Origin of the sequence: Streptomyces sp. SID14478 (genome assembly GCF_010548525.1) — a bacterium.
GTDB lineage: Bacteria > Actinomycetota > Actinomycetes > Streptomycetales > Streptomycetaceae > Streptomyces.
Genome location: NZ_JAAGMG010001430.1, coordinates 1 through 7,904, shown reverse-complemented (window position 1 = coordinate 7,904; position 7,904 = coordinate 1). Strand labels below are relative to the sequence as shown.

General features: G+C 69.3%; 8 protein-coding genes. 2 read left to right on the top strand and 6 right to left on the bottom strand.

Translation table 11 applies throughout. From position 1 onward, the window contains the following. Positions 1-636: 636 nt before the first annotated feature. Together G3I40_RS45085 and G3I40_RS45080 are read left to right on the top strand one after the other, a co-directional pair. On the top strand, positions 637-1,017 hold the full coding sequence (locus tag G3I40_RS45085) for a hypothetical protein (RefSeq protein ID WP_164560571.1): 381 nt from the start codon (positions 637-639) through the stop codon (positions 1,015-1,017). Positions 1,018-1,097: 80 nt separating this feature from the next. Further along, the gene (locus G3I40_RS45080) at positions 1,098-1,484 is read left to right on the top strand and encodes a hypothetical protein (RefSeq protein ID WP_164560570.1); all 387 of its coding nucleotides are present in this window, start codon (positions 1,098-1,100) and stop codon (positions 1,482-1,484) included. Positions 1,485-1,519: 35 nt separating this feature from the next. Here the strand turns inward: G3I40_RS45080 and G3I40_RS45075 are convergent, their stop codons facing one another. From G3I40_RS45075 to G3I40_RS45050, 6 genes are all read right to left on the bottom strand, one after another. Continuing rightward, positions 1,520-2,506: a BadF/BadG/BcrA/BcrD ATPase family protein gene (locus tag G3I40_RS45075; RefSeq protein ID WP_164560569.1), complete on the bottom strand. Its 987-nt coding sequence runs from the start codon at positions 2,504-2,506 to the stop codon at positions 1,520-1,522. After that, entirely contained in the window at positions 2,497-3,762 is a 1,266-nt protein-coding gene (locus G3I40_RS45070; protein WP_164560568.1) for a 6-phospho-beta-glucosidase, read from the bottom strand. Before G3I40_RS45070 ends, G3I40_RS45075 begins: the two co-directional genes overlap by 10 nt. A gap of 8 nt (positions 3,763-3,770) precedes the next feature. Next, positions 3,771-4,673, bottom strand: coding sequence for a carbohydrate ABC transporter permease (locus G3I40_RS45065; RefSeq protein WP_164560567.1), 903 nt, complete (start codon positions 4,671-4,673; stop codon positions 3,771-3,773). A 5-nt stretch (positions 4,674-4,678) separates the two neighbouring features. Continuing rightward, positions 4,679-5,614, bottom strand: a complete 936-nt coding sequence (locus G3I40_RS45060) for a sugar ABC transporter permease (protein WP_164560566.1) — start codon at positions 5,612-5,614, stop codon at positions 4,679-4,681. A gap of 31 nt (positions 5,615-5,645) precedes the next feature. Further along, entirely contained in the window at positions 5,646-6,983 is a 1,338-nt protein-coding gene (locus tag G3I40_RS45055; RefSeq protein ID WP_164560565.1) for an ABC transporter substrate-binding protein, read from the bottom strand. A gap of 90 nt (positions 6,984-7,073) precedes the next feature. Beyond that, a partial coding sequence (locus G3I40_RS45050) for an ROK family protein (RefSeq protein WP_164560564.1) occupies positions 7,074-7,904 on the bottom strand: 831 nt, incomplete at its 5' end.

The following is a 7,904-nucleotide window of genomic DNA, read 5'->3' as shown; positions in this document are numbered from 1 at the left end:
GGGCACCGGCGCGGGCGCCGTCCCGCCCCGCCGCTGCTCCGGCAGTGCGCTCGGCATCGTCGGCACGGCGGGGCGCCCCGGTGGCGCCGCGCTCCCGTTCGGCGGTGATGTCACTGCGACCCTCCCCCATGGAGTCGTACGTACGGCCGCAAGTATCGCTGCCGGGACCGACATCCGCACAGCCATTGACTCGATCTTGTTTGCAGGCCCTCCTGTGGAACACGTGATCGGGGCGGCTTCGGTTCCCGTTCCTCGGGCGAGAGCGGCGAGCACGTCCCTGACGACCTGCCCGGTCAACGGTTCCCCAAGAACGACCGCGGTGGGCACCGGTGCGTGGCCAGCCAATTTCGTACTACACGCGCTTTGCATCACCTCACCGGTGCCGGAAATGGAGACAAGTGCCCGTCTTGGGTTATCGCTTGTCATGCAGAAGTGCCCTCACCGTTATGAAGAAAGTGCACAACCATATGACTTGCCCGAGCGTCCGCGCACGAATGCGGTTTGTGCGCGAACCGGCAACTGGCCAGCGTGCGCAGTCAATTGGAAGCCCTCCCTCCGCTGTGTGATATTCATTCACCTGTCATTCGCGCCCCGCCGCAGAACGTGCTGCCGGAGCGCAATCAGGGAGGGATTCTCATGCGTAATCTGAAGCGTGCGCTCGTCGTGCTGCCCGCCGTCGCCGCGCTCACTTTGCTCGGCGGCGCGGCCCAGGCCTTCGACTGGGACTCGATCGGCTGGGACTCGGGTGCCAACTCGGACGGTTCGCGGACGTACTTCGCCCCGTACGGCGAGCACTTCTACATCCTGGACAACAACTCGGACGGTCACTCCGCGGTCGGCGAGGTCGAGTACGGCGACCGCCACCTGACCTACTGGAACCCGGACGGTGTGAACTCCACGCGTGCGGTCAACCTCACCATCGCCGAGGGCACCTACGTCCGCTACGACGCCTGCTACGGCGAGTACAAGGGCTACAAGATCAGCGCCTGCGGCTACTGGGTCGGCGCCACCGCCTGAGTCCGTCGTCCACGGTGCGGGCCCTCGGAGGCCCGCACCGGTTCGCGAAGTCCCATCCCTTGCGCACGGAGGAGTTCACGGTGAGTCGTACTGCCGCACGGGGAGCGGCACTCGCCGCAGGCGTGCTGATCTGCGGTGCCGCCACCGCGGGCTGCGGCGGGGGCCAGGAAACCCAGGGGTCCGGCCCGGGCCGGGAGCAGGCCCGGCCCGCCGCCCGCTCCGGCTCCGCGGCCGAGCTGCCCAGCCAGGTGGGGCGAGGCCTGCTCCAGGCGGTCGACGCGACGGTCCACGCCCACCTGGGCTACGGCGTCAGCGAGGCGAACGGCGGCGGCCAGCTCCAGCGCGTCGACCCCGCCGACTGGCAGGTCTGCTTCCAGAAGACGGGGCCGCTCCCGGACTCCGTGATCTTCGGCGTGGTGCGCACGGGCGCGGCCTGCCCGGCGCACTGGACCGACAAGCTCGACTGAGCCGGCCGGTACGTACCGAGGTCATCCCGCGGACGTCAGCCCGCGTAGTGCGCGCGCACCTTCGCGTGGACCCGGGGCTCGGCCCCCACCGCGTCGAGGCCCAGCAGTGCCGCTCCGAGCACCGGCCGCTCGGAGACGACACGAGGCGTCGCCTTGGGGGCCCGGGCCGCCAGCAACTCCCGTATCCGGGAATCGAGTTGGTCGTGCCGGGCGGCCAGTACGCCGCCGCCGAGCAGTACCGGCACCTCCTCGTCGAGCAGGTCGAGACGGCGCAGGGCCACCGTCGACATCGCCACGATCTCGTCCGCCATCCGGTCCACCAGCGCCCGCGCCACCGGGTCGCCGTCCGCCGCGGTGGCGAACAGCACCGGAGTGCACTCGTGGCGGCGGTGCGCCGCCACGTGCTCCAGGTGCAGCGCCTCGATGAGGGCGTACATGGAGGACAGGCCGAAGTGCGCGGGCAGCGTCCGCATCAGCGCCGTCGGCTCCCCGCGGCCGTCCTCGGCCCGCGCCGCGTACCAGAGGGCCTCCTCGGCAAGGCCCGCGCCGCCGCCCCAGTCGCCGGAGATCTTGCCGATCGCCGGGAAGCGGGCGGTGCGGCCGTCGGGGAGCATGCCCGCGCAGTTGACACCCGCGCCGCACACCACGGCCACACCGCGCGGCTCGGCGTCCTCCAGGAGGCCGGCCCGCAGGACCGCGAAGGTGTCGTTGCGCACGTCCACGCTCGCCGTGGACGACCAGCCGCGGGCGCGCAGCGCGGCCGCCAACTCCCTTTCCTCCACGGGCAGATCGGCGTTGGCCAGGCATGCCGAGACGTGCCCGACGGCGTCGGTGCCCGCCTGCGCGAACGCCTCGGCGACCGTGTCCGCCAGGACGTCCACGGCTCGTTCGACGCCCACCTTGGGCGGCTGGAACCCGCCGCCGCGGGCCGCGCCGACGACCTGGCCGTCGGCCGCGACCACCGCGACGTCGGTCTTGCTGTTGCCCGCGTCGATCGCGAGCACGCTGGTGCTCAGGCCCACGCCAAGTGCTCCCGGTTGTGCGCGATCAGCTGATCGGTGAGCTTCTCCGCGTACTCGAACTGGCCCACCAACGGGTGCGAGAGCAGCGCCTTGAAGACGCGGTCGCGGCCGCCGCGCAGGGCGGCTTCGAGGGCCAGGTCCTCGTACGCCGTCACGTTGGCGATCAGGCCCGCGTACAGCGGGTCCAGCTGCGGAACGGGCAGCGGGCGCGTGCCCTTGCCGTCGACGGCGGCCTGCACCTCGATGACGGCGTCGTCGGGGAGGAAGGGCAGGGTGCCGTTGTTGTAGGTGTTCACCACCTGGTGCGGCGAGCCCCCGCCGCCCAGCAGGGACGCCGCCAGGTCCACGGCCGCCTCGCTGTAGAAGGCACCGCCCCTCTTCGCGAGCAGCTCCGGCTTCTCGTCGAGCGTCGGGTCGCCGTACATCTCCAGCAACTCCCGCTCCATCTCGGCGACCTGAGCGGCCCGGGACGGCTTGGTGCGCAGCTCCCGCACGACCGCGTCGTGCTGGTAGTAGTAGCGCAGGTAGTAGGAGGGCACCACCCCGAGGCGGTCCACGATCTCGCGCGGCATGTGCAGGTCCTCGGCGAGCGCGTCGCCGTGCTCGCCGATCAGCCGCGGCAGCACGTTCTCGCCGTCGGGGCCGCCCAGGCGTACGCCCAGCTCCCACGTGAGGTGGTTGAGGCCGACGTGGTCGAGGTGGATCTGTGACGGAGCCACGTCCAGCAGCCGGGCGAACTTGCGCTGGAAGCCGATCGCCACGTTGCACAGGCCGACGGCCTTGTGCCCGGCCTGCAGCAGCGCGCGGGTGACGATGCCGACCGGGTTCGTGAAGTCGATGATCCACGCGTTCGGGTTCGCGCGGCGCACGCGCTCGGCGATGTCCAGGACGATCGGCACGGTGCGCAGCGCCTTGGCGAGGCCGCCGGCGCCGGTCGTCTCCTGGCCGACGCAGCCGCACTCCAGCGGCCAGGTCTCGTCCTGGTTGCGGGCGGCCTGACCGCCGACGCGCAGCTGGAGCAGCACGGCGTCGGCGTCGGCGACACCGGCGTCCACGTCGCTGGTCGTCCGTATGACGCCGGGGTGGCCCTGCTTGGCGAAGATCCGCCGGGCCAGACCACCCACCAGCTCCAGGCGGTCGGCCGCCGGATCGACGAGCACGAGCTCCTCGATCGGCAGGGTGTCCCTCAACCGCGCGAATCCGTCGATGAGTTCGGGTGTGTAGGTCGAACCTCCGCCGACCACAGCGAGCTTCATTGCGTTCCTTAGCCCTTTACTCCGGTGAGGGTGACGCCTTCGACGAAGGCCTTCTGTGCGAAGAAGAAGATGATGCAGACCGGCGCCATCACGAGGAGCGTCGCGGCCATTGTCAGGTTCCAGTTGACGCTGTGCGCGGACTTGAAGGATTCGAGGCCGTAGCTCAGCGTCCAGGACGCGGGGTTCTGGGCGGCGTAGATCTGCGGCCCGAAGTAGTCGTTCCAGCAGTAGAAGAACTGGAAGAGCGCGATCGCGGCGATGCCCGGCTTGGCCATCGGCACCACGATCTTGAGCAGGGTGCGCAGCTCACCGCAGCCGTCGACCTTCGCCGACTCGATGTACTCCTTCGGGATCGTCAGCAGGAACTGACGGAGCAGGAAGATCGAGTACGCGTCGCCGAACGCCATCGGGATGATCAGCGGCCACAGGGTCCCCGACAGGTGGAACTGCTGCGCCCACACCAGGTACATCGGGATCACGATCACCTGCGGCGGCAGCATCATCGTCGAGATGACGAGGATCATCGCCGTGCGGCGGCCGCGGAAGCGGAACTTGGCGAGCGCGTAGGCGACCGGCACCGCCGAGCAGACCGTGAAGACGGTGCCCACGACGGCGTAGAAGATCGAGTTCCGCCACCAGTCCAGGAAGCCGTCCGTCTCGAAGACGGCCTTGTAGTTCTCCCAGTGCCAGGAGTTCGGCCACAGGTCGCCGCTCATGGCCTGGTCGTCGCTCATGACGGACGTCAGGAAGACGAAGACGAAGGGGAGGACGAACAGCAGGGCGACGGCTATCGCGATGCTGTGCACGGCGATCCAGTTCAGGATCTCCTTGCGGCGGGGGCGGGTGGGCGCCGGGCCCGTGTCGTCGGTGGCGCCGACGGCGGCCGTCGGGCGCAGGGTCGTAGTGGTCATGAGTCTCAGTCCTCCGCCGCGAGCAGGCCCGAGCGCTTGCGCATCAGCAGCATGGTCACGGCCATCGCGATGACGAACAGGACGAGCGAGAGCACGCACGCCGCGCCGGTGTTGAAGTTCTGGAAGCCCATCGAGTAGACGAGCTGGGGGACGGTCAGGGTCGAGTGGTCGGGGTAGCCGGGCTGGATCACGGAGCCGGGCCCGATCGACACCCCCGACGCGATCTTTCCGGCGACCAGGGCCTGCGTGTAGTACTGCATGGTCTGCACGACACCGGTGACCACGGCGAACATCACGATCGGTGTGATGGAGGGCCAGGTCACGTACCGGAACTTGCCCCAGGCGCCGGCGCCGTCCAGGTCCGCGGCCTCGTACTGCTCCTTCGGTACGTCGAGGAGTGCGGCCATGAAGATGACCATGAGGTCGCCGATGCCCCACAGGGACAGCAGCACGAGGGACGGCTTGGCCCAGGTCGGGTCGTTGAACCAGTTCGGGCCGTCGATGCCGATCTTGGCGAGCACCTCGTTGACCGGTCCGGTCGAGGGGTTGAGCAGGAAGACGAAGGCGACGGTCGCCGCCACCGGCGGGGCCAGGTAGGGCAGGTAGAACGCGGTCCGGAAGAAGCCGACACCGGTCTTGATCTTCGTGACGAGCAGCCCCAGCGAGAGCCCGAAGACGACGCGCAGTGCCACCATCACCACGACCAGCCACAGGGTGTTCCACAGGGCCGGGCCGAACAGCGGCATGTCCTGGAACACGTACTTCCAGTTCCTCAGCCCCACGAAGGTGGGCGCCTTGATCTGGTTGTAGTGCATGAACGAGAAGTAGACGGTGGCGATCAGCGGGTACGCGAAGAAGGCGCTGAAACCGATCAGCCAGGGGGAGAGAAAGCCGAGCGTGCGCAGTCTGCGGCGCGCGGGCCGGGAGAGTGTGAGTGCCATGCGCGGGGTTCCTGATTCCTCAGTTCTGCGGCTAGTTCTGCGACTGCAGGGTGTCGGCGTCGATGAGCTTGTCGAGCCGTTTCAGGCCCTTCCTCAGATCCGGGACCTTCCCCGCTTCCTCCGTGTACGAGAAGTCCTGCAGCTGCACCACGTACATGCCGCCGTTCGTCGACGGGGGAAGGACCTGGCTGTACTTGTTCTTCGCGATGCCGAGGAACGTGCGGAAGGCAGGATCGGCGTCCAGCTTCGGCGACTTGAGGGCCGCCTTCGTGGACGGCACGTTGTGAATGGCGTTCGCGAACTTCACGACCTGGTCGGTGTCTGCGGTCAGGAACCGCACCAGTTCCCAGGCGGCGTTCTGGTGCTTGCTGCTGTGCGCGATGCCGGCCACGGTGCCGGTGAGGTAGCCGCGTCCGTACGTCTTCTCCTGGCCGTCGGGGACGGGCAGCGGCGCGACGCCCCACTTGAACTTGGCCTTGGCGTCGTTCAGCATCAGCCCGCGCCACTCACCGTCCAGGTGCATGGCCAACTTCCCGCTGAGGAAGGCGTTCTGGTTCGACATCTCGTCGCCGAACGAGGTCCGGAACCGCTCCAGGGCGTTGTATCCGCCCTGCGCGTCCATCAGCTTCTTCGCGGTGCCGAAGAACTGGTACGACGCCGGTTCCTTGGCGAGCCGGGACTTCCCGTCCTTGTCGAAATAGGTCGGCCCCCACTGCGCGAACAGCCGGTCGGGGCTGTTCTGGTAGAGCCGGAAGTTCGGCATGAAGCCGACGCGCTTGTACGAGCTGCCGTCCTTCTTCGTCAGCTTCTTGGAGTCGGCGACGAACTCGGACATGGTCTTCGGCGGATGCGTGATGCCCGCTTCCTTGAAGGCGTCCTTGTTGTAGTACATGCCGAAGGCGTCGGCGAGCAGCGGCAGGGCGCACTGATTGCCCTTGTAGCTCGTGTAGTCGAGCAGGGACGAGGGGAACACCTTGTCCTTGTCGAGCCCGGTCTTCTTCATGAACGGGTCGAGGTCGGCCCACATGCCGGAGTCGCAGTACTGGCCGACGTTGTTCGTGGTGAAGGACGAGACGACGTCGGGGGCCTCGTCGCCGCCCGCGCGCAGGGCCTGGTTGACGGTGGCGTCGGAGACGTTCCCGGTGGCCTGCACGTGGATGTTCGGGTGGAGCTTCTCGAAGCGGGCGATCGAGTCGTTGATCGCCTTGACCTCGCCGGGCGCCGACCAGCCGTGCCAGAACTTGATGGTGACCGGCTTGGTCGGATCGTCGGTGGCGCTTCCGGTACTCGGATTCGCGCAGCCGGCGAGCAGCAGTCCGGCCGCGGTGAGCACCACGGGGGCGCGCAGGGGTATACGCCATCGCGGCATGGCGAACGTCCTTTACGTGTACGGGGGTGGGTCGGTCCGGGTCGTGAAGGGGGAAGGCGGTGAAGGGGGAGGCGGTGATGGGGTCCGGCGTTATGGGTGACTGGTGTCGAAGACGGCGTCGCGGGCCTGGGTGAGGGCGGTGCGCAGGGCGCCGGTGAGGATGGGATCGCCATCGAGCTCACTGATGCGCAACTGGGGCCGGGGCAGGGCGAGTCCGGTGAGCTCGTCCTCCACGCGGGCGCGCAGGGCGTCGCCGCCGGCCTGGGCCACCTGCCCGGACAGCACGACGAGTTCGGGGTCGACGACGGCGACGACGGCGGCGAGTCCGGTGGCGAGCCGCCGGGCGACCTCGTCGAGGACGTGTTCCTGGGCCAGTGCCTCGCCCAAGTCCTTGATTCCGCCCGCGAGTTGGCGGACGGCCGGGGCGGCGACCAGGCTCTGGAACCCGCCCCCGGCGTCGGTGCGGGCGAGGACGGAGTCGCCGCCCCGGGCCAGCGGCGCGCCGGGCAGCGGCATGTAGCCGATCTCGCCCGCGCCGCCGGTGGCACCCCGCAGCAGCACGCCGCCGAGCACGATGGCGGCGCCGACGCCCTCGTCGACGTAAGCGAGGACGAAGTCGTCGTGATCCTGGGCGGCGCCCGCGTACTGCTCGGCGAGGGCGGCGAGGTTCACGTCGTTCTCGATGGAGACGGGCGTGCCCAGCACTTCGGTGAGCTCGTGGCGCAGGGTGCGCGAGTGCCAGCCGGGCAGGTGCGGGGCGTAGCGCAACTGGCCGGAGTGCGGGTCGATGGCGCCGGGGGTGCCGATGACCGTGGCGGTCAGGTCGTCGTGCCCGAGCCCGGCCCGGCGCAGCGCCCCGTCGACGGCCTCGGCGACGAGCTGCGCGGTGCGGTGGCGCACGTCCTCGGCGACGGCGACCGC

Coding starts and splice junctions, on each gene's coding strand:
- G3I40_RS45055 (WP_164560565.1), bottom strand. CDS start 6,983: ATGCCGCGATGGCGTATACCCCTGCGCGCCCCCGTGGTGCTCACCGCG.
- G3I40_RS45085 (WP_164560571.1), top strand. CDS start 637: ATGCGTAATCTGAAGCGTGCGCTCGTCGTGCTGCCCGCCGTCGCCGCG.
- G3I40_RS45060 (WP_164560566.1), bottom strand. CDS start 5,614: ATGGCACTCACACTCTCCCGGCCCGCGCGCCGCAGACTGCGCACGCTC.
- G3I40_RS45065 (WP_164560567.1), bottom strand. CDS start 4,673: ATGACCACTACGACCCTGCGCCCGACGGCCGCCGTCGGCGCCACCGAC.
- G3I40_RS45070 (WP_164560568.1), bottom strand. CDS start 3,762: ATGAAGCTCGCTGTGGTCGGCGGAGGTTCGACCTACACACCCGAACTC.